This is a genomic window from Arthrobacter sp. zg-Y179, from assembly GCF_020907345.1.
Classification (GTDB): Bacteria; Actinomycetota; Actinomycetes; order Actinomycetales; family Micrococcaceae; genus Arthrobacter_B; species Arthrobacter_B jinronghuae.
This window is the reverse complement of record NZ_JAJJOB010000009.1, coordinates 20,541-40,861: the sequence shown is the minus strand read 5'-3', so window position 1 is coordinate 40,861 and position 20,321 is coordinate 20,541. Positions and strand designations below refer to the sequence as shown.

The window sequence follows — 20,321 nt, the reverse complement described above, 5'->3', positions numbered from 1 at the left end:
GCCGTCCCGGAGCCGCTGGGTGGATCTTCAGGGGCTCGGAGCAGGTGATCCTGCGCGGGAGTGAGGAAAGATTCCTCCGACACGCGGGGCCGGTATTTGCGGAAGCGGCGCTGGCCCCATAGCGTCTCAAGTAATGGATTACTTGACATAACTATAACCCTCAAGTTGAGGGTTAGGGTTGTGTTGGTTCAAGGTTTTCGGCCGGGCGTCCAGTGGGAGTCTCAGTGATTCCGCTGGAAACCACGGGGGCGTCGGCGGCCGGGAACCGGTTTGTACGCAGGCCGGTTCAGCAAGGCACATGCAACTGCAGAACGCAGGCAGTTGCGAAAACATAAAAGTTGCAGAGATTCGAACAAGGGACACAGGACGTGGCAGCACCGCAGAATTACTTGGCCGTCATCAAGGTCGTCGGCATCGGCGGCGGTGGCGTGAACGCCGTAAACCGGATGATCGATGTAGGCCTCCGCGGCGTGGAGTTCATCGCCATCAACACCGATGCGCAGGCACTGCTGATGAGTGACGCCGACGTCAAGCTCGACGTCGGCCGCGAACTCACGCGTGGCCTGGGCGCCGGCGCTGATCCCGAGGTCGGCCGCAAGGCTGCCGAGGACCACGCCGAGGAGATCGAGGAAGTCCTTCGCGGGGCGGACATGGTCTTCGTGACCGCAGGCGAAGGCGGCGGAACCGGTACCGGCGGCGCTCCCGTCGTCGCCCGGATCGCCCGTTCGCTCGGCGCCCTGACCATCGGCGTGGTTACCCGTCCCTTCACCTTCGAAGGCCGGCGCCGCTCCAACCAGGCCGAGTCCGGTATCGATACGCTGCGCGACGAAGTCGACACGCTGATCGTCATCCCGAATGACCGGCTGCTGTCCATCAGCGACCGCAACGTCTCCATGCTGGATGCCTTCCGTTCCGCGGACCAGGTCCTGCTCTCCGGCGTTCAGGGCATTACCGACCTGATCACCACCCCGGGCCTGATCAACCTCGACTTCGCGGACGTGAAATCGGTTATGCAGGGTGCAGGTTCGGCACTCATGGGTATCGGTTCGGCCCGCGGCGAGGACCGTGCAGTCAAGGCTGCCGAGCTGGCAATAGCTTCTCCTCTGCTCGAAGCCTCGATCGACGGCGCACACGGCGTGCTGCTCTCCATCCAGGGCGGTTCCGACCTCGGCCTGTTCGAGATCAACGAAGCTGCGCGCCTGGTCCAGGAAGTTGCACACCCCGAAGCCAACATCATCTTCGGTGCCGTCATTGACGACGCCCTGGGCGACGAAGCGCGGGTTACCGTTATTGCTGCAGGCTTCGACCAGGTGGATGTCACCTCGCAGCCCGCGCAGCACAAGCCTGCCGAGCCCGCCACGCCTCCTGCCTCGGCAGCGGCTGCCGGCGGCTTCGGGGCTGCTGCTCCGGCTTCCGCAGGCCTGTCGGCCTGGTCCCAGCGGTCGCAGCACCAGCACAGCGATGTTCCGGCCGACGCCGGCTTCGACATCGATCTTCCGGCAGTAGTGGAATCGGATCTCTCCACGGGCCGTCCGGATGACCTGGACGTGCCGGACTTCCTGAAGTAGGAAGACCGACAGGCAAGAACAGCAGAGCAAGAACAGCTGAGCATGACAGCGGGGTTGTCCCGGATGTTTTGGTGGCACCGCCAGGTTGGCGACAACCTGTGGGCGGGATTCACCAACACGTCCGCGGGCAACCTCGCTTTGCATGTGGGGGATGACCCGGATGCGGTCCTGAGGCGGCGTGCGGAGCTCGAGTCCGTGATGGGCGTCCGCCCCGGCTCCCTGCGTTTTATGAACCAGGTCCATTCAGCGGAGGTGGCAGAAGCAGCAGACCCCGGCTCCGGTGCTCCCACGGCGGACGGCCTGATCAGCGCCGACGGTGCAGCCCCGCTGGCGGTCATGGTTGCCGACTGCGTGCCGGTCCTGCTGGCAGGCTCCGGCCCGGACGGCAGGCCGGTTACTGCCGCCGTGCACGCCGGCCGCCGCGGACTGCTGGATAACATCCTGCCAGTTGCCGTCGGCCGGATGCGCTCCGCCGGGGGTACCGGGCTCCGGGCCTGGATAGGTCCCTGCGTCTGCGGGCAGTGCTACGAAGTTCCGGCTGTGATGCAGGCTGAATCGGTTGCCCTGCTCCCGGCAACGGCCGCTGTGACCCGCAACGGGACCCCTGCCCTCGACCTTCCCGCGGGTGCCCAGGCGCAGCTCGCGGGCCTGGGCGTCTCCGTAGAACGGGTCGGGGACTGCACGTTGGAGAACGAGCAACTGTTTTCGCACCGCCGGGACCCCGCCACCGGACGGTTCGCCGGCGTGATCTGGCAGCGTTCCTGATTCCGCTGCAGCGCATCGATGCCGGCCAGGCCGAGATAATGGAAAGACCATGACTTTAATATCCGATTACCCCTCCCGTGCCGATGAGCTTCGGGACCGGCTGCAGCGCGTCCGGAACCGTATCGAGGCCGCCGAGCGCCCGGCCGGTGCCGCCGAACCGCACCTGATTGTAGTCACCAAGTATTTCCCGGCCTCCGATGTCGAAATCCTCGCCGGGATGGGAGTCCGGGACGTGGGCGAGAACAAGGACCAGGAAGCCGCCGCGAAGGCCGCTGATCTGGCGCACCTGGACCTGGACTGGCACTTCATCGGCCAATTGCAGTCCAACAAGGCAAAGTCCGTGGTGCGCTATGCCGCCTCCGTCCACTCGGTGGACCGCCGCTCCCTGGTGACTGCCTTGGGCAAGGCGATGGCAGCAGAGCAGCGGCGCCGTGAAGCCGAAGGACTGGCGGCCCGGGGGGACCTGTCCTGCTTCCTGCAGGTGGACCTGCGGGGCGATGCCTCACGGGCTGCAGATCCAGGCCGAGGGGGAGCGCTGCCGGAGGATCTGCCGCTTCTGGCCGAGGCGGTGGCGGGTACTCCTGGACTGCTCCTGTCCGGGCTGATGGCCGTTGCGCCGCTCGGCGCGGATGCCGGGGAAGCCTTCGCGCGCCTCCGCGAACTTTCGGCGCAGCTGCAGGCGCAGCACCCAGGGGCGCGGAGCATCTCCGCCGGCATGAGTTCCGACCTCGAGGCCGCCGTCGCCCACGGGGCGACACACCTGAGAATCGGATCCGATGTTCTGGGCCCGCGCCCGCCGGTACGGTAGCGTCAAAGTACGAACACCATACAGCCGCCGCGCAGCACCCTGCAGTACCGTGCAGTAACAGTACAGTAATGGGCAGCTAGGCGTTGAAGGATTAAGAGGAGCAACCATGGCTGGCGCAATGCGCAGGACAATGATCTACCTTGGGCTCGCCGACGGTGACGAGCACTACGAGTCCGAACAGCGGCACCTGCGGGAAGCCCCTGCCCGGGAGGAAGACTTTGCTCCCGTCCATGAGCCCGATGAGGAAGCGCCGGAGGCGGTTCCTGCCCCCGTCGTACGCAATGCAGTGGAGGAGTACCGCGCACCCGTGACACCCATCAAGCGTGCCCCGTCGTCCCGTGAGGATGTATCCGGCCTCCGCCAGATCACCACCGTCCACCCCCGCTCCTACAATGACGCCAAGATCATCGGTGAGAGCTTCCGTGACGGCATCCCCGTCATCATGAACGTCACCGATATGGGGGAAGCGGACGCAAAGCGCCTCGTCGACTTCTCCGCGGGCCTCGTTTTCGGCCTGCGCGGTAGCATTGAGCGTGTCACCAACAAGGTCTTCCTGCTCTCGCCGTCCTACGTTGAGGTTTTGGGCGATGACAAGAAGATCAGCGAATCACAGTCCACTTTCTTTAACCAGAGCTGACCCAAGGCCCGCACCGACGGGCCGCGGGGGCTGCCACCGACTTCCGGAAATGAAACCCTGCGCGTGAATATCATTCTTCCCCTGGTGTACCTGGTGCTGGTGCTCTTCCAGCTCGCCCTCATCCTGCGGATCGTGTACGACGCCGTGCAGATGTTTGCCCGGCAGTGGCGGCCAAAGGGGCCGGCACTCGTGCTCGCCACCGGCGTCTACGGTGTTACCGACCCGCCCGTCCGGCTGTTCAGGCGCGTCGTCCCGCCGCTGCGGCTTGGGGGAGTGTCCCTGGACCTGGCTTTCCTGATTCTGTTCATCCTTGTATCGATCCTCACGCAGATTGTCGTCAGCGTCGCGCACTAGCGTTAGACGCCGCCGGGGTCCGGTTAGTTTTCGGAAACCAAACGATATAGTGTGAAACCGAATACAAACCTGCATTTTTGTATGTCCGTAATTCTCTACGTAGAACCGCCTGCTTGACTCGCAGGCGAATCTTATAATCCAGTATGAGGTGACCAGATGGCTCTGACGCCAGAAGATGTTGTCAATAAGCGGTTCCAGCCGACCAAGTTCCGGGAAGGCTATGACCAGGATGAAGTCGATGACTTCCTCGACGAGATCGTGGTGGAACTGCGCCGGCTGAACTCCGAAAACGAAGATCTCCGCAGCCAGCTGGCCGCAGCCGTGGCCGGAGGGTCCGCCGATTCGGCGAACTCGGTACCGGCTCCGGTAGCCGCTGCGCCGAAGATCGAAAAGGTTCCGGAAGAGCCCAAGCCCGAGCCGAAGGTTGAAGCTCCGGTCGTAGAAGAGCGTCCGGCACCCGTCGAGGCCAAGCCGGAGCCCGCCCCGGCTCCCGCGGCCAACAACACGGAGACCGCTGCAGGCATCCTGGCCATGGCCCAGAAGATGCACGACGACTACGTCGGTGCCGGTATCGAGCAGCGCGACAAGATCATCGCCGAAGCGCAGATCGAGGCCAGCGGCCTCGTCACCGACGCCCAGGAGAAGAGCCGCAAGATCCTCAGCACCCTGGAACAGCAGAAGGCTGTCCTGGAGCGCAAGGTCGAGCAGCTGCGCGGCTTCGAGCGGGACTACCGTTCACGCCTGAAGGCTTACATCGAGGGCCAGCTCCGCGACCTGGATGCACGCGGTTCCGTAGCTTCGGAAACCGCCGACGCGTAACTGCCTCGGGCACGGCGCTCCTGGAAGATCGGTTAAACTGATGTACAGGCAGCAGCCGGCATTCTGGAAGTCCAGTAATTGAAGAAGCTGAACAATGCAGAAGTTAAGCAGTATTTAGCTGAATAAAACCTAAGGGCCGGAGGCCGGGTCACCCCGGCCGACGGCCCTTGGGTTTTATGCCCGAACATCCGTTTCACCGCGCAGTTCAGCCGGCACCCGATTCCCGCCGGCATTCCGATCACGAAAGCACCATGACTCATTCCTCACCGCAGACCCCGGACAGCACGGGTGCCGGACGCAGCCGTGCCCGCAGGAGCACGCCTGCCTTGATCATGCTTGGCCTGGCGGTCATCGCCGTTGTTGCCGACCAACTCACGAAACTGTGGGTGGTCCGCACCATGACCGAGGGCCAGATAACCGATGTCCTGCCCCCGGTCCTGCGCTGGCACTTCATCCGCAATCCCGGTGCAGCGTTTTCCATCGGCACGGAGTACACATGGGTCTTCACGATCATCATGGTTCTCGTATCCGGATTCCTGGTCTACCTGATGTTCCGGGTCCGTTCCCTGGCCTGGGCCACGGCCCTGGGTCTGGTGCTCGGCGGTGCGCTGGGCAACCTCACCGACCGGCTCTTCCGGGAACCGTCCTTCGGCCAGGGCCATGTTGTGGACTTCATCGCCTTCCCGAACTTCGCGATCTTCAATATCGCCGATTCCTGCGTGGTCTCCGGCGTGATCCTGGTCTGCCTGCTCACGCTGCGGGGAATCGGCTTGGACGGGGTGCGCACACCGTCCGGCAAGACAGTTACGACCGACCAGCGCAATGACGACGAGGCAACACGATGAACGAGCTACACACAGTATTCGCAGTCCCCGAGGAAGCCGACGGCAAGCGTGCCGACGCCGTGCTGGCCGGCCTGCTCGATGTATCCCGCACCATTGCGGCCACTTGGTGCACCGACGGCTATTTCAGCTCGGCCGGCCGCGTGTTGGCGAAATCGGACAAGCTGCACGCCGGGCAGGAAATCACTGCAGACGTCCCGGAACAGCGGGACCCGCTGGCCGTCGTCGTCGAACCGGTTGACGACCTGCTGATCCTGGCCGATGACGAACACTTTGTCGTCATCGACAAGCCGGTAGGCGTGGCAGCGCATCCCTCGCCGGGCTGGGTGGGACCAACGGTGGTCGGGGCGCTGGCCGCTGCCGGCTACCGGATCTCCACTTCCGGCGCCCCCGAACGGCAGGGTATTGTCCACCGGCTCGACGTCGGCACCTCCGGGGTGATGGTCGTCGCCAAAACCGAGCACGCCTACACGCTGCTGAAGCAGGCGTTCAAGGACCGCACCGTGGACAAGATGTACCACGCAGTGGTCCAGGGGCTGCCCGACCCGCTGAAGGGCACCATCGACGCGCCGATCGGCCGTCATCCGGGCTACGACTGGCGTTTCGCCGTTGTCGAGGGCGGCCGGCCGTCGGTGACGCATTACGAGGTGCTGGAAGCCTTCGGTAAGGCCTCTTTGGTGGAGGTGCACCTGGAGACGGGCCGCACCCACCAGATCCGTGTCCACTTCTCCGCCCTGCGCCACCCCTGCGCCGGCGACCTCACCTACGGCGCGGATGCAAAGCTGGCCGCGGAGCTGGGCCTGACCCGGCAGTGGCTGCACGCCCGGAAACTGGGCTTCACGCACCCGGGGTCGGGGGAGCACGTGGAGTTCACCAGCGAGTACCCGCAGGACCTTCAGTACGCCGTCGACGCCCTGCGCAGCGGCGAGGTCTAGGTCCGCCGGAGAGCCGCGGCACACCGGCTTCCGGCCCGGCGCGGCGGCGTCCGATACGCCGCGCGCCGGGGCCTAGAATGTACAGGTGGCTTCAGCAACTAGTACGTCGAAATCGTTTGTCCATCTTCACAACCACACCGAATATTCGATGCTCGACGGGGCTGCCCGGCTGACGGATCTGTTCAGCCACGCCGACGAGCTGGGCATGAACGCCCTGGCAACCACCGACCACGGTTTCGTGTTCGGCGCCTTCGACTTCTGGAACAAGGCCCGCAGTGCCGGCATCAAGCCGATCATCGGTGTGGAGGCCTACCTGACGCCCGGTACGGCGCGCAGGGACAAGACCCGCGTGAAGTGGGGCGACGGCGGCAGGAACGACGTTTCCGGTGCCGGTGCCTACACCCACATGACCATGTGGGCCGAGAACACAGAGGGTATGCACAACCTCTTCCGGATGTCCTCCCTGGCCTCGCTGGAAGGCTACCTCTACAAGCCCCGCATGGACCGGGACCTGCTGCAGACCTACGGCAAGGGCCTGATCGCGACCACCGGCTGCCCCTCCGGCGAAGTCCAGACCAAGCTGCGCCTGGGCCTCTACAAGGAAGCCGTGCAGGCGGCGTCCGACTTCCGTGACATCTTCGGGCCGGAGAACTTCTTCTGCGAGCTGATGGACCACGGGCTGGACATTGAGCGCAACGTGCAGGCGGACCTGATCAAGCTGGCCCGCGAGCTGCAGCTGCCCCTGGTGGCCACCAATGACCTGCACTACACCCACGCCGAAGACGCCTCCGCGCATGCGGCGCTGCTGTGCGTGCAGTCCGGCTCCTCGCTGGCCGACCCCAAGCGCTTCAAGTTCGACGCCGACGAGTTCTACCTCAAGTCCCCGGACGAAATGCGGGCCATCTTCCGCGACCACCCGGACGCCTGCGACAACACCCTGCTCATCGCCGAGCGGTGCGACGTCGAATTCAATACCAAGGCTAACTACATGCCGCGCTTCCCGACTCCGGAGGGTGAGAACGAGGAGTCCTGGTTCGTCAAGGAAGTCGAAGCCGGACTGCACCGCCGCTACCCGAACGGGATCAGCGACGCCGTGCGCAAGCGCGCCGACTACGAAGTGGGCATCATCGCCCAGATGGGCTTCCCGGGCTACTTCCTTGTGGTGGCCGACTTCATCAACTGGGCCAAGGCAAACGGAATCCGTGTCGGCCCCGGCCGCGGCTCCGGTGCCGGCTCAATGGCCGCCTACGCGATGGGCATCACTGACCTGGACCCGCTGCAGCACGGCCTGATCTTCGAGCGCTTCCTGAACCCGGACCGCGTCTCCATGCCTGACTTCGACGTCGACTTCGATGATCGGCGCCGCTCCGAAGTGATCCACTACGTCACAGAGAAGTACGGCGACGAGCGCGTTGCCATGATCGTCACCTACGGCACCATCAAAGCCAAGCAGGCCCTGAAGGACTCCTCCCGCGTGATGGGCTACCCCTTCTCGGTCGGAGAACGCCTGACCAAGGCGATGCCGCCGGACGTGATGGGCAAAGGCCTGTCCCTGGCCGACGTGCACAACAAGGAAGCCAAGCGCTACGGGGAAGCCGAGGAGCTGCGCGAACTGCTGCGCACTGACCCCGATTCCCAGCGGGTCTTCGACACCGCGCTGGGACTTGAAGGCCTCAAGCGCCAGTGGGGCGTGCATGCCGCCGGCGTGATCATGTCCTCCGATCCGCTGATCGACATCATCCCGATCATGCGCCGCGAACAGGACGGGCAGGTGATCACGCAGTTCGATTACCCCACCTGCGAAGGCCTGGGGCTGATCAAGATGGACTTCCTCGGCCTTCGAAACCTGACGATCGTCTCCGACGCGGTGGAGAACATCAAGAAGAACCGCGGCGAGGACCTGGTCCTGGAAGACCTGCCGCTGGATTTGAAGGAAGCCTACGACCTCCTTGCCAGCGGTGACACGCTGGGTGTGTTCCAGCTCGACGGCGGGCCAATGCGGTCGCTGCTCAAGAGCATGCGCCCGGATAACTTTGAAGATATCTCCGCTGTCATCGCCCTGTACCGTCCGGGTCCCATGGGCGCGAACTCACACACGAACTACGCCCTGCGTAAGACCGGCCAGCAGGAAATCACCCCGATCCACCCGGAGCTCGAGGAACCGCTCGCGGAAATCCTGAACACCACCTACGGCCTGATTGTGTATCAGGAGCAGGTTATGGCGATCGCCCAGAAGGTGGCAGGCTTCAGCCTGGGCCAGGCAGATATTCTCCGCCGTGCCATGGGCAAGAAGAAGAAATCGGAGCTGGATAAGCAGTACGCCGGTTTCCACCAGGGCATGGTGGACCGCGGCTACTCCGAAGCGGCCATCAAGGCGCTCTGGGACATCCTGCTCCCATTCTCCGACTACGCCTTCAACAAGGCGCACTCCGCGGCCTACGGCGTCGTCTCCTACTGGACCGCATACCTGAAGGCCCAGTATCCGGCCGAGTACATGGCGGCCCTGCTCACCTCCGTGGGTGATGACAAGGACAAGCTGGCGCTGTACCTGAACGAGTGCCGCAAGATGGGCATCACGGTGCTGCCGCCGGACGTGAACGAATCCTCGGTGAACTTCACCCCTGTCGGCAAGGACATCCGCTTCGGCATGGGCGCCATCCGCAACGTCGGTGCCAACGTGGTGCAGGCCATGGTCGCCGCCCGTGAGGAGAAGGGCGCGTACACCAACTTCAAGGACTTCCTGATGAAGGTCCCGGCGGTGGTCTGCAACAAGCGCACCATCGAGTCCCTGATCAAGGCGGGTGCCTTCGACTCGATGGGCCATGCCCGGCGTCCGCTGGCGATGATCCACGAAGAAGCGATCGACTCCGTGGTGGTGCTCAAACGCAACGAGGCCGTGGGGCAGTTCGACCTCTTCGCCGCCATCTCCGACCAGGAACCGGAGGACTCGATCAGCATCGACATTCCGGACCTGCCGGAATGGGAAAAGAAGGACAAGCTGTCCTTCGAACGCGACATGCTCGGCCTCTACGTCTCGGACCACCCGCTGCAGGGCCTGGAAGGCATCCTCAGCCAGCACGCGGACTCCACGATCACCAACATCGTGGGGGAGGAAGGCCCGCCCGACGGCGCCATCGTCACCATCGCGGGCATGATCACCTCGCTGCAGCGCCGCATTGCCAAGAACAGCGGCAACGCCTACGCCCGCTGCGAGATCGAGGACCTCGCCGGGTCCATGGAAGTGATGTTCTTCGGACAGGTCTACGGCCCCATCGCCGCCGTGCTGGCCGAAGACCTGATTGTGGTGGTCCGCGGCCGGCTGCAGCGGCGCGACGACGGCGCCGTCACGCTGAACGCGCAGGAACTGACCGTTCCGGACCTCAGCGAGGGCCACTCCGGACCCGTGGTGATTTCGATGGCCACCTACAAGGCCACGGAAACGGTGGTCACCCAGCTCGGCGACGTGCTCCGGACGCACCCGGGAACCTCCGAGGTGCAGATCCGGCTCAACGGCTCCCGAACTGTGGAAGTGATGAAGCTGGGCGTGGACATGCGGGTCAACCCCACGCCGTCGTTGTTCGGCGATCTGAAGGTGCTGCTCGGCCCGGCCTGCCTGGACGGCTAGGCCGGGTGCGCTCCCGGAAGGGTGCTCGGTCCGGCGACACATTCGCTGCGGGCCGTGAACGGGGCTGGGTAGAATGGTGGTGTGAATTCATCCAGCCCCGCAGCAGCCTTTGAATCCTTCCGCACCATTGATTTGCGCGGCCAGCACCTCAGTCCCGCTGAGCTGAAGGCCGCCATGCCGCGGGCGGAAACGACGTTCGACGCGGCGTCGGATGCCGTCTCCGCCATCATCACCGACGTCCGTACGCGGGGCTTTACCGCATTGACGGAACTGGCCCAGCGGTTCGACGGCGTGGAACAGCAGGAGGTCCGCGTCCCGGCGGCAGCGCTCGACTCGGCGCTTGAGCAGTTGGACCCCGCCGTGCGGGCCGCCCTGGAAACGGCTATCGAGAGGACCCGGATCTTTGCCCGGGCCCAGCGTCCCGCCGATGCCGAGGTGGAAATCCGTCCCGGTGCGGTCCTGACCCATAAGTGGATGCCTGTATCCCGCGTTGGGCTCTATGTTCCGGGCGGACTGGCGGTGTATCCGTCTTCCGTGGTTATGAACGTGGTGCCCGCCCAGGAAGCGGGCGTCGCCTCGCTGGCACTGGCCTCCCCGCCGCAGAAGGAATTCGGCGGACTGCCGCATCCCACCATCCTTGCCGCGGCCAAGCTGCTGGGCATTGACGAGGTCTACGCCGTGGGCGGCGCCCAGGCTATCGCCGCGTTTGCCTACGGTGTCCCGGCGGACGGCGCCAATGCCGCCATCCTGCCCGTGGACGTGGTGACCGGTCCCGGCAATGTTTACGTGGCTACTGCCAAGCGCCTCGTCAAGGGTGTGGTCGGCATTGATTCCGAGGCCGGACCCACCGAAATCATGGTCCTGGCGGATGAGACGGCCGATGCCCGGCTGGTCGCCGCGGACCTGGTCAGCCAGGCCGAACATGATCCCAATGCCGGATCCGTCCTGGTCACTGCATCGGAGCAGCTTGCCGGGAAGGTCCGGGAGGAGCTGGGGCGCCAGGTCACGGAGACCAAGCACAGCGAACGCGTGCGCGAGGCTCTGTCCGGCGCCCAGTCCGGGGTGATCCTCGTTGACGGGTTGGAGCAGGGCATTGCCGTCTGCGACGCCTACGCCGCCGAGCACCTGGAAATCCAGACGGCCGACGCCGAGGCCGTGGCGGCGCGGATCCGGAGCGCCGGTGCCATTTTCGTGGGGGACTACAGTCCCGTCAGCCTGGGCGACTACTGCGCCGGTTCCAACCACGTGCTGCCCACCGGCGGCACGGCGGCCTTTTCCTCCGGGTTGAATGTCACCACCTTTATGCGTGCCATCCAGGTGGTCAACTACAACCGCGAAGCGCTGGAGGAAGTGAGCGCCGACATCGTAGCCCTCTCACGGGCGGAAGACCTGCCGGCCCACGGCGACGCCGTCACCATCCGCTTCGAGTAGCGCGCGGATCAGGACCGGCCCGCTTCGGCGCCCGCGGTCCCCTTCGGCGCCCGTGGTTCCCTTCGGCGCCCGTGGTTCCCTTCGGCGCCCGGGTTCCCTGTGGCGCCCGGAACGCTTCGGTGCCCGGAACGGCGGCAACGAAATCCCTTGCTCGCAGAGCTCGCCGGGATATTAAAGCCGCCTAACCCGGGCGCCTGTGCGCCCGGGACCGGGTTTCCCTGGGGTTTGTCCCTGCGGTTTGTACGGATCCCTGCGGTCTGTACAGTTTCCTGCGCCGCGCGGTGCGGGGATCGCGACAAACGGCAGGGTCCTTCCCAAACCGAAGGGATTCGGGCCCTCGAGCGCCCCGGACCCCTCGTTCCCTTCGTGCTTCGCGGTCCGGCAGGGGCTTACCTATATGTAGTAGTGCCGGTACTACATGTTGTGGTTGTGCACTTGGTGATGCGGCAGCACGGGACCTATAGTGAGAGCACCATAAGGCCCCTTCGCGAAAGGACGGGACATGTACTGTCCGTTTTGCCGCAACGCTGATTCCCGCGTCGTGGACAGCCGCCTGGCCGACGACGGGTCGGCGATCCGCCGCCGCCGGCAGTGCCCTCAGTGCGGTCGCCGCTTCTCCACCGTGGAAACCACCAGCCTGAGCGTCATCAAGCGCTCCGGGGTGGGAGAGCCCTTTAGCCGCAGCAAGGTAATCAACGGCGTGCGCAAAGCCTGTCAGGGCCGACCCGTGAGCGAAGACGACCTCGCCATGCTGGCCCAGGAAGTGGAGGAATCCATCCGGGCCAGCGGAGTAGCGGAAATCGATGCCCACGAAGTGGGGCTGGCCATCCTCACCCCGCTGCAGAAGCTGGACCAGGTGGCGTACCTGCGCTTTGCCAGCGTTTACCAGTCCTTCGACTCCCTCGAGGATTTCGAGGCAGCCATCGAGAAGCTGCGGACCGAGGCCCGGGAAAATTCGGGACGTGTACCGTCCGGCGCCCAGCGCCCGCTCACCGCGCAGTAGCTGCTAAGCAAAAAGCGGCGGAAAGGTTACCTTTCCGCCGCTTTTTGCTTACCTCCGGGAACCAGTTACTTGATGTACTTGAAGTGCATGGCTGCCTGCAGTGCGGCACCGACAATGCCGGCGTTGTTCTTGAGGTTGGCCGTGACCATGGGAGTCCGCAGCTCCAGCATCGGCAGGAAGTCCTCGCTGCGCTTGGAGATGCCGCCTCCGATCACGAACAGGTCGGGGGAGAAGAGGAACTCCACGTGCGAGAAGTAGCGCTGCAGCCGCTGGGCGTATTCTTCCCAGTCGATCCCGTCGCGTTCCCGTGCCGAGGCGGAGGCCTTGGTCTCGGCGTCGTGTCCGTCGATTTCCAGGTGGCCGAGTTCGGCGTTGGGAACCAGCATGCCCTTGTAGATCAGGGCCGAACCGATGCCGGTGCCCAGGGTGATCACCAGTACGGTGCCGTCCACTTCGCGGCCTGCACCGTAGCGGGCCTCCGCGAGTCCGGCGGCGTCGGCGTCGTTCATGACCTGCACGTCGCGGCCGAGTGCCTTGGTGAGCAGTGTGTCGACGTCGGTATCGATCCAGCTCTTATCCACGTTTGCCGCGGAGCGGGCAATGCCGTGCTGGATGATGGCCGGGAAGGTGACGCCCACCGGGACTTCGGGGCCGGGGCCGCCGGGACGGGAGGAGAGCTCCGCGACGATCTGGCCCACCACTCCGGCCACCGCCTCGGGCGTTGCAGGCTGCGGAGTGGGGATGCGGAAACGATCGCCAATCAGCTTGCCCTTGGACAGGTCGACGATGCCGCCCTTGATGCCCGTGCCCCCGATATCAATTCCAATGACGGCGTCGACGTGCTTGTCGGACTTATGCTTCTTGGCCATGGTTCTCCAGTAGTAGTTCTGAGCTCGGGTCAGCGGATCAGGGAAGGGTCAGAACTTCGGCACCGTCATCAGTGACGAGCAGGGTGTGCTCGAACTGCGCGGTGCGTTTGCGGTCCTTGGTGAGGACTGTCCAGTTGTCATCCCACATGTCCCACTCGATAGTGCCGAGAGTGAGCATAGGTTCAATCGTAAACACCATTCCCGGTTCAATCAGCCTGCTGTAGGCGGGCGCGGCGTCGTAGTGCGGAATGATCAGGCCGGTGTGGAAGGCTTCGCCGACGCCGTGGCCGGTGAAATCACGGACAACGCCGTAGCCGAAACGCTTGGCGTAGGACTCGATGGTACGGCCAATGACGTTGATTTCACGGCCGGGGGCAACGGCCTTGATGGCACGGCGCAGGGATTCGGAGGTGCGCTCCACGAGCAGCCGGGACTCGTCGTCGACGTCTCCGACGAGGAAGGTCCAGTTGGTGTCACCGTGGACGCCGTTGATGTAGGCGGTGATGTCAATGTTGATGATGTCGCCGTCCTGCAGCACCGTGCTGTCCGGAATGCCGTGGCAGATGACCTCGTTCACGGAGGAGCACAGGGACTTCGGGAAGCCCCGGTAGCCCAGCGTGGAGGGGTAGGCATGGTGGTCCAGCAGGAACTGGTGCCCGATCCGGTCCAGTTCGTCGGTGGTGACGCCGGGGACAATGTGCCGGCCGACCTCAACGATGGCCTGCGCGGCCACCTTGCTGGCCAGGCGGATTTTTTCGATGGTCTCCGGCGACTTGACCTCGGATCCGGTGAAGGGTGCGGGCGCTTCCTTATCCACGTATTCGGGACGGGGGATCGACGCCGGAACCCGCAGCCGGGGGCTCACGCTCCCCGGTGTCAGGTGTCCAGCGGGTGCAGAGGCGAGTTTCTGGGGCATACCATCGATCTTATCGCCAGCGTGCCCGAAGGCGGGACGAGACCGTCCGGCAGAGGCACGGCACGCCAATGGCAACGGCACGTCAACAGGAGGACCCCATGGCCGATTACTGGTTCAACGTAGTGACCCACGAGGTGGAGGAGGGCCCGCAGTCGGACTGGACAAAGCTGCTGGGGCCGTACCCCACCCGTGAGGAAGCCGAGCTCGCGCTGCAGAAGGTGCAGGCACGGAACAAAGCCTGGGACGCCGACGAAGACTAGAAGCTGTGTTCCCTAGAAGCTGTGCTCCGGGCCGGGGAAGGAACCGCTGCGTACCTCATCGGCGTATTCCTTCGCCGCCCGGGACAGTTCGGTCCGCAGGTCCGCGAACGCCTTGACGAAACGCGGCTGCTTCCCGCCGCGCAGTCCGGCCATGTCCTGCCAGACCAGCACCTGCCCGGTGGTGGCGTTGCCCGCGCCGATCCCGATGGTCGGTACCCGAACCGCGGCGTCAACCTCCGCGGCGACGTCGGCAGGCACCATCTCCATCAACACGCAGAACGCCCCGGCCTCCGCGAGGGCGACGGCGTCCTTCACCACTGCGGCTCCCGCATCGCCGCGGCCCTGCACCTTGTAGCCGCCGAGCGCGTGTTCGGCCTGCGGAGTGAAGCCCACGTGGGCCATGACCGGAATACCGGCCGCCGTCATGGCACGGACATGCTCAACGTAATGCCGTCCGCCTTCCATCTTCACCGCATGGACCAGGCCTTCCTTCATGAGCCGCACCGAGGACTCGATGGCCTGGGCGGGGGAAACCTCGTAGGAGCCGAAGGGAAGGTCGCAGACCACCAGCGAGTGGCTGGCTCCGGCGGTAACGGACCGGGCGAAGACGATCATCTCGTCCATGGTGATAGGCAGGGTGGTGGCATGGCCCATCACATTGTTCGCGGCCGAATCGCCCACCAGGAGCACTTCGATGCCGGCTTCGTCGAAGATGCCGGCGGCGTACTGGTCATAGGCGGTCAGCATGGCGAACCGGCCGCCGTTGTCCTTCAACTGCTGCAGATGCGAGATACGGATTTTCTTCAGCGCCGGTGCTTCAGGAACGGAAGGGTCCGCGGGATTGGCTGCGTACGGGGAGGGCTGTTCGGCACTGGTCATGCTTCGAGCCTACTAAACAACGGACCGCGGGGACCCGCCGGGCCGGGTTGGTTGAGGGGATCCCCGCGGGCTGCCGACCAAATCCTGCACACGTAGGTAGAGTGAAGAAGGTTTCACATGTCTCTGAGCCGTGAAGAGGAAAGAAGGTAAGGATGAACCGCCAGCAGGAATTCGTTCTGCGCACCATCGAGGAGCGCGATGTCCGGTTTGTGCGGTTGTGGTTTACCGACGTCGTCGGCCAGCTGAAGTCCGTGGCGCTGGCACCGGCGGAAGTGGAAGGCGCCTTCGAAGAGGGCCTGGGTTTTGACGGTTCCTCGGTCGAGGGCCTGGCCCGGATCTTCGAGTCGGACCTGCTGGCCCAGCCGGATCCCTCCACCTTCCAGATCCTGCCCTGGCGCGGCGACGAGGAGCAGACCTCACGGATGTTCTGCGACATCCTCACCCCGGACGGCCAGCCGTCGGCTGCCGATCCCCGGAACGTGCTCAAGCGCCAGCTGGCGAAGGCCGCGGACATGGGCTTCACCTGCTACACCCACCCCGAGATCGAGTTCTACCTGCTGAAGTCCGATGAACTCGGCGAAGACGGCCAGCCCGTTCCCGTGGACCAGGCCGGCTACTTCGACCACGTCCCCGGCGGCGTCGCGCAGGACTTCCGCCGCACCGCCGTGTCCATGCTCGAGGCAGTGGGCATCTCCGTGGAGTTCAGCCATCACGAGGCCGGGCCGGGTCAGAACGAGATCGACCTGCGCTACGCCGACGCCCTGCAGACCGCGGACAACATCATGACCTTCCGCACAGTGGTCAAGGAAGTCGCGTTGATGACCAACTGCTACGCGAGCTTCATGCCCAAACCCTTCTCGCACCACCCCGGTTCCGGCATGCACACCCACTTCTCCCTCTTTGAGGGAGACAGCAACGCCTTCTTCCAGGCCGGTGCCGAGTTCCAGCTCTCCACCACCGCACGCCAGTTCATGGCGGGCATCCTGCGGCACGCCCCGGAATTCACGGCCGTCACCAACCAGTTCGTGAACTCCTACAAGCGGCTTTGGGGCGGCGGCGAAGCCCCCAGCTACCTGTCCTGGGGCCACAACAACCGGTCCGCACTGCTGCGGGTGCCGCTGTACAAGCCGAACAAGGGACAGTCCGCCCGCATCGAGTACCGCGGTATCGACGCCGCAGCCAACCCGTACCTGTCCTACGCTGTGCTGCTCGGGGCCGGCCTGAAGGGCATCGAAGAGGGCTATGACCTGCCCCCGGGCGCCGAAGACGACATCGAGAGCCTGAGCGCCGCCGAACGAAGGGCCATGGGCCACGACCCGCTGCCGGCGTCCCTGCATGACGCCGTGCGCGTTATGGAGGAGTCCGAACTTGTGGCCGACATTCTGGGCGAGCAGGTGTTCGAGAATTTCCTGCGGAACAAGCGTGCGGACTGGAACGAATACCGCCAGCAGGTGACCAGGTTCGAACTGCAGAGGAACCTGGGCATCCTCTAGGAAGGGCCGGCACCGATGAGCCTGACTCGACGGCTGATCTCCACGGGTTTCCGCGACCTGGAAAAAAGCACGCGGTTCCTGGCGGCTTCGGAACTCGAGGGCGTCGATGAGGACGCGCTGTTCGCGGGCTTCAACTGCTCGGCGGATCCGGACCTGGCACTGCAGTCGCTGGTTCGGCTGATCGGCCGCGCCCCGGAGCTGGTCGAACTGGTCAACAGCGGCGCCGAGCGCAGCGAAGCCCTGTTCCGGCTCCTGGGGGCCTCCGATGCCTTGGCGGAGTTCCTGATGCGGCATCCCGGGGATGTCGGCGTGCTGCACCGCGAGCTGCGCGCCGAACCCGGCAGTACGGATGAACCCACCCTGCGGGCCTCGCTGCTGGACGCCGTACATGCGGGCAGCGGCGCAGCGCCCGTGGCCGGCCTGACGGGCACTGAGGCTTACGTGGCGCTGCGGTCCCGGTACCGGCGGCACCTGCTGGACCTTGCCGTGCGGGACCTTGGCGCGGCGTCGCCCACCGACTTCCTGCCTGCGGCCGGACGCGAGCTCGCGGACCTGGCCGGTGCGGCCCTGGAAGCTGCGTTGGCGGTCTCCCGGGCCGAGCTGACGGCAAGCTATCCGGCCGAAGAGATCTCCGCCGTGCGCCTGGCCGTCATCGGGATGGGCAAGGCCGGCGCGCGGGAACTGAACTACATCTCCGACGTCGACGTCATCTACGTGATCGAAGCCTCCGGGCTGCCGGAAGAGCGGGCCTCCGCCATCGGCACGGCGCTGGCCGCCGGGATTTCCCGTGCCATCAACGCTTCGGCACCGGAGCCCCCGCTTTGGGAAGTGGACACCAATCTGCGTCCCGAGGGCAAGGACGGCCCGCTGGTCCGCACCTTGGACTCGCATCTGAACTACTACCAGCGCTGGGCGCACAGCTGGGAGTTCCAGGCGCTCCTGAAGGCCCGCGCCATGGCCGGGGACAGGGACCTGGGCCGGCGCTACGAAGAAGCCGTCGCCCCCTTGATCTGGAGCAGTTCCGAGCGGGACGGATTCGTCGAATCGGTGCAGGCCATGCGCCGCCGGGTCACCGACAACATTCCCGCCCATGAAGAGGCGCGGCAGCTGAAGCTGGGCAGCGGCGGACTGCGCGACGTCGAATTCACCGTCCAGCTGCTGCAGCTGGTGCACGGCCGGGTCGATGAATCGCTCCGGGTGCGCACCACAACCGCTGCGATTGCCGCGCTCAGCGACGCCGGGTTCATCGGGCGTACCGATGCCCGGGAACTGGACGAGTCCTACCGCTATCTCCGTGTGCTTGAACACCGCATCCAAATGGTGCACATGCGCCGCACCCACCTGATGCCCGAGAGTGAAGCCGCACTGCGGGCCCTCGCCAAGTCGAGCGCCGGCTCCCTTTCCCCGGAGCGGCCAAGCGCCGAACGCCTGCAGGAACAGTGGCAGCGCCGCAAGCGCCTGGTGCGGAGGCTGCATGAGAGTATCTTCTACCGCCCGCTGCTGAGCACCGCGGCGAACCTGAGTGCGGACGAGGTCCGGCTGACACCGGAGGCAGCCCAGGCCCGCCTGGCCGCACTGGGTTACGCGGATCCCCGCGGCGCCATGCGCCACATCGAGGCACTGACCGTAGGAGTCAGCCGCCGTGCCGCGCTGCAGCGGCAGCTCCTTCCGGTGCTGCTGGCGTGGCTGGCCGACGGCGTGGACCCTGACGCCGGCCTGCTGGGATTCCGGCGGCTCAGCGAAAACCTGGGCGATACGCACTGGTACCTGGGCATGCTGCGCGACTCTTCGGCCGCGGGGGAGCGGCTGTGCTCCATCCTGTCCTCGAGCCGGTTCATTACCGACCTGCTGGAGGTCTCGCCGGAATCCACCGCCTGGCTGGCCTCCGACAAGGACCTGGTGCCGGTGTCCTTTGACACGCAGTGGCAGGAGATCCAGTCAAAGATGTCCCGCCATCCCCTCCCTGCGGAGGCCATGCGGCTGATCCGGCTGATCCGCCGGCGGGAGATGCTGCGCATTGCCATCGCCGACAGTGCGGGCCTGCTCAGCCAGCAGGACGTCGGCCGTGCCCTGGCCGACGCCGACCGTGCCGCTGTCCTTGGAGCCCTGCATGTTGCGGAGTCGGAGGTGTTCGGCAGCAGCGAGAAGCTCACCGATCTGCTGGTAGTCGCGATGGGCCGGCAGGGCGGGCGGGAGATCGGCTACGGTTCCGACGCCGACGTCATGTACGTACACCGCCCGCTGCCCGGCGTCGACCCGGCCGCAGCGCAGGCGCAGGCGGAGAAGGTCGTCTCGCAGATCTCCACTTTCCTGCAGCAGCCCTGCAGCCCGGCTGTCCAGGCCGAACGCCCCCTGGTCCTCGACGCCGGACTGCGCCCCGAGGGCCGGCAGGGGCCGCTGGTACGCAGCCTGGAGTCCTACCGCGGCTACTACGAACGCTGGTCGGTGATCTGGGAAGCGCAGGCCCTGCTGCGGGCGCGCCCGATGGCCGGCAGCGATGATCTTGCCGAGGACTTCATGGCCCTGATCGATCCGGTCCGCTACCCGGAGGAAGTCACGGTCAAGGACGTACGGGAAATCCGCCGGATCAAGGCCAGGGTGGAAGCCGAACGGCTGCCCCGAGGGGCCGATCCCTCCCGCCAGCTCAAACTCGGTCGCGGCAGCCTCAGCGACGTTGAGTGGCTGGTCCAGCTGCTCCAGCTGCAGCACGCGCGCCGCGTGCCGGAGCTGCGGACGACGGCGACCCTTCCCGCGCTGGACGCGATCGAGGCGGCGGAGCTGCTTCCCGCCGTCGACGTCGACACCCTCCGCCAGGCCTGGCTGCTCGCCAGCCGGGTCCGAAGCGCAAATGTTATCCGCGGCGGACGGAACCCCGATGTGCTGCCCTCCTCCCGCCGCGAACTGGACGCCGTGGCCCGCTGGTGCGGTTACGGCGCAGGCCAGGGCGGGGTCCTGGAGGAGGACTACCTCAAGCTCACCCGGCATGCCCGGGCCGTTTTCGAACGGTATTTCTACGGATACGGGACCTAGGTCACGCTCCTGAAGGCCCTTCCAGTTCGTTGCATTGCCACTGCTCTAGGTACGCTCTATGAGGGCATTTGCGGCGTGGGCCGCAGT

At 65.5% G+C, this 20,321-nt stretch carries 17 protein-coding genes; 14 read left to right on the top strand and 3 right to left on the bottom strand.

All coding sequences use genetic code 11. From position 1 onward, the window contains the following. Positions 1-368 precede the first annotated feature (368 nt). From ftsZ to nrdR, 11 genes are all read left to right on the top strand, one after another. Positions 369-1,568 (top strand): cell division protein FtsZ, encoded by a 1,200-nt coding sequence (gene ftsZ / locus LOC56_RS10920; protein ID WP_229952299.1) that lies wholly within the window; start codon positions 369-371, stop codon positions 1,566-1,568. Positions 1,569-1,610: 42 nt separating this feature from the next. Then, on the top strand, positions 1,611-2,333 hold the full coding sequence (locus LOC56_RS10915; protein ID WP_229952298.1) for a polyphenol oxidase family protein: 723 nt from the start codon (positions 1,611-1,613) through the stop codon (positions 2,331-2,333). 49 nt (positions 2,334-2,382) lie between these two features. Next, entirely contained in the window at positions 2,383-3,141 is a 759-nt protein-coding gene (locus LOC56_RS10910) for a YggS family pyridoxal phosphate-dependent enzyme (protein WP_229952297.1), read from the top strand. 106 nt (positions 3,142-3,247) lie between these two features. Then, on the top strand, positions 3,248-3,778 hold the full coding sequence (locus LOC56_RS10905) for a cell division protein SepF (protein WP_227922587.1): 531 nt from the start codon (positions 3,248-3,250) through the stop codon (positions 3,776-3,778). 63 nt (positions 3,779-3,841) lie between these two features. Next, the gene (locus LOC56_RS10900) at positions 3,842-4,132 is read left to right on the top strand and encodes a YggT family protein (protein WP_229952296.1); all 291 of its coding nucleotides are present in this window, start codon (positions 3,842-3,844) and stop codon (positions 4,130-4,132) included. 156 nt (positions 4,133-4,288) lie between these two features. Continuing rightward, positions 4,289-4,951, top strand: coding sequence for a DivIVA domain-containing protein (locus LOC56_RS10895; RefSeq protein WP_229952295.1), 663 nt, complete (start codon positions 4,289-4,291; stop codon positions 4,949-4,951). 251 nt (positions 4,952-5,202) lie between these two features. After that, positions 5,203-5,796, top strand: coding sequence for a signal peptidase II (gene lspA / locus LOC56_RS10890; RefSeq protein WP_229952294.1), 594 nt, complete (start codon positions 5,203-5,205; stop codon positions 5,794-5,796). Further along, entirely contained in the window at positions 5,793-6,728 is a 936-nt protein-coding gene (locus LOC56_RS10885) for an RluA family pseudouridine synthase (protein ID WP_229952293.1), read from the top strand. The genes lspA and LOC56_RS10885 overlap by 4 nt, the downstream gene beginning before the upstream one ends. 85 nt (positions 6,729-6,813) lie before the next feature. Continuing rightward, the gene (gene dnaE, locus LOC56_RS10880; protein ID WP_331460933.1) at positions 6,814-10,353 is read left to right on the top strand and encodes a DNA polymerase III subunit alpha; all 3,540 of its coding nucleotides are present in this window, start codon (positions 6,814-6,816) and stop codon (positions 10,351-10,353) included. A gap of 81 nt (positions 10,354-10,434) precedes the next feature. After that, a complete protein-coding gene (hisD, locus tag LOC56_RS10875) occupies positions 10,435-11,784 on the top strand; it encodes a histidinol dehydrogenase (protein ID WP_229952292.1) in 1,350 nt (449 codons plus the stop codon). A 502-nt stretch (positions 11,785-12,286) separates the two neighbouring features. After that, on the top strand, positions 12,287-12,787 hold the full coding sequence (nrdR, locus tag LOC56_RS10870) for a transcriptional regulator NrdR (RefSeq protein ID WP_229952291.1): 501 nt from the start codon (positions 12,287-12,289) through the stop codon (positions 12,785-12,787). A 65-nt stretch (positions 12,788-12,852) separates the two neighbouring features. Here nrdR and ppgK read toward each other — a convergent pair whose 3' ends face one another. Continuing rightward, positions 12,853-13,656 carry a polyphosphate--glucose phosphotransferase gene (gene ppgK / locus LOC56_RS10865; RefSeq protein ID WP_227922572.1) on the bottom strand — a complete coding sequence of 268 codons (804 nt, stop codon included), beginning with the start codon at positions 13,654-13,656 and terminating at the stop codon, positions 12,853-12,855. A 37-nt stretch (positions 13,657-13,693) separates the two neighbouring features. After that, on the bottom strand, positions 13,694-14,572 hold the full coding sequence (map, locus tag LOC56_RS10860) for a type I methionyl aminopeptidase (protein ID WP_229952290.1): 879 nt from the start codon (positions 14,570-14,572) through the stop codon (positions 13,694-13,696). Between the two features lie 98 nt (positions 14,573-14,670). Here map and LOC56_RS10855 point away from each other — a divergent pair, with 98 nt between their 5' ends. Then, a complete protein-coding gene (locus tag LOC56_RS10855) occupies positions 14,671-14,832 on the top strand; it encodes an SPOR domain-containing protein (protein ID WP_229952289.1) in 162 nt (53 codons plus the stop codon). A gap of 12 nt (positions 14,833-14,844) precedes the next feature. On the opposite strand, the gene panB is transcribed toward LOC56_RS10855, so the two are convergent. Further along, positions 14,845-15,711 carry a 3-methyl-2-oxobutanoate hydroxymethyltransferase gene (panB, locus tag LOC56_RS10850; protein ID WP_229952288.1) on the bottom strand — a complete coding sequence of 289 codons (867 nt, stop codon included), beginning with the start codon at positions 15,709-15,711 and terminating at the stop codon, positions 14,845-14,847. 152 nt (positions 15,712-15,863) lie between these two features. Here panB and LOC56_RS10845 point away from each other — a divergent pair, with 152 nt between their 5' ends. Together LOC56_RS10845 and LOC56_RS10840 are read left to right on the top strand one after the other, a co-directional pair. Continuing rightward, positions 15,864-17,204 carry a glutamine synthetase family protein gene (locus LOC56_RS10845; protein WP_229952287.1) on the top strand — a complete coding sequence of 447 codons (1,341 nt, stop codon included), beginning with the start codon at positions 15,864-15,866 and terminating at the stop codon, positions 17,202-17,204. Between the two features lie 15 nt (positions 17,205-17,219). Then, positions 17,220-20,234, top strand: coding sequence for a bifunctional [glutamine synthetase] adenylyltransferase/[glutamine synthetase]-adenylyl-L-tyrosine phosphorylase (locus LOC56_RS10840; RefSeq protein ID WP_229952286.1), 3,015 nt, complete (start codon positions 17,220-17,222; stop codon positions 20,232-20,234). The last annotated feature ends 87 nt before the right edge of the window (positions 20,235-20,321 follow it).